We start from the raw sequence: 918 nt of genomic DNA, 5'->3' as shown, positions 1-918 counted from the left end.
GGGTACAGCCGCTGTCAAGACTGCCGCTGACTTCGATTCAGCTATGTCTAAAGTTTCCGCCGTATCCGGTGCTACCGGAGATGACTTACAAGCCCTCCGAGATAAAGCAAGGGAAATGGGCGCAAAGACAAAATTCTCCGCATCCGAAGCCGCTGAAGCGATGAACTATATGGCGATGGCAGGCTGGAAAACATCAGATATGCTCGGCGGTATCGAGGGCATCATGAACCTTGCGGCGGCAAGTGGTGAAGATCTCGCAACCACCTCAGATATTGTCACGGACGCTCTGACCGCTTTCGGCTTAACTGCTGCCGACAGCGGTCATTTTGCTGATGTGCTGGCGGCGGCAAGTTCAAATGCAAATACCAATGTGTCCATGATGGGTGAAACCTTCAAATATTGCGCACCTGTGGCAGGTGCTTTAGGCTTTTCCTGTGAGGATACTGCTCAAGCAATAGGTCTAATGGCAAACAGCGGTATCAAATCAACACAAGCCGGTACTGCTCTGCGAACCATCATGAACACCTTAGCCGGAGATGTGAAGATCTGCGGCGATTCCATCGGTGAGGTGGAAATTGCAACAACAAATGCTGACGGCTCAATGCGTGATCTCAATGATATCTTAGCCGACTGCCGCTCTGCATTTTCACAACTATCTGAATCGGAACAGGCATCGGCGGCACAGGCGCTGGTCGGCAAGAATGCAATGTCCGGCTTCCTTGCACTGATGAATGCTGCGCCGGGAGATATCGACAAGCTACAGAATGCCATCGCAACTTGCTCAGATGAAGTAGACGGCTACAACGGGGTGACCGAGAAAATGGCTGCCGTCATGCAGGATAACCTCGGCGGTCAGCTCACCATTCTGAAATCACAATTACAGGAGCTTGCTATCAGTTTTGGCGAAATTCTGATGCC

At 51.4% G+C, this 918-nt stretch carries 1 protein-coding gene; it reads left to right on the top strand.

The window, feature by feature from the left end; all coding sequences use genetic code 11:
- The coding region (locus QVO51_RS03700; RefSeq protein WP_288167819.1) for a phage tail tape measure protein at positions 1 to 918 on the top strand (918 nt) is incomplete at both ends.

The sequence above is a fragment of the Ruminococcus sp. CAG:379 genome (assembly GCF_000434255.1).
GTDB lineage: Bacteria > Bacillota > Clostridia > Oscillospirales > Ruminococcaceae > Ruminococcus_F > Ruminococcus_F champanellensis.
This window is presented reverse-complemented; position numbering and strand designations above follow the sequence as displayed.